Raw genomic sequence first — 350 nt, 5'->3', positions numbered from 1 at the left:
GGTGCAGGCGGAGCTGACCCACGCCGATGGCCACGGCGAGCGAAAGGCGGCGCCGGACATGATCAACCGGCACTCACCGGGCTCGACCCGGCGCCTGACGCTGGCGGCCGACAAGGGGTATGACAGCGCCGACTTCGTCAAGAAACTGAGAGGCATGGTCGTGACGCCGCATGTCGCACAGAAGGCCCGGCATTCCGCCATCGACGGTCGAACGACGCACCATCCCGGCTACGCCCTGTCCCAGCGACACCGCAAGAAGATCGACTTGCGTCGGGAAAACGATCCCCCGGATCGTTTTCTGGTCCTCCTCACCTTCGGCTGGGCCAAGACCGTGGGCGGCATGGCCCAGA

Annotated in this window: 1 pseudogene; it reads left to right on the top strand. The window is 66.3% G+C overall.

Annotated elements, in window-relative coordinates:
- Nucleotides 1-350, top strand: a pseudogene (locus ACH107_RS33625) (IS5/IS1182 family transposase); the annotation flags it as partial.

The organism is Roseovarius halophilus (ex Wu et al. 2025) (genome assembly GCF_047086965.1).
This window is presented reverse-complemented; position numbering and strand designations above follow the sequence as displayed.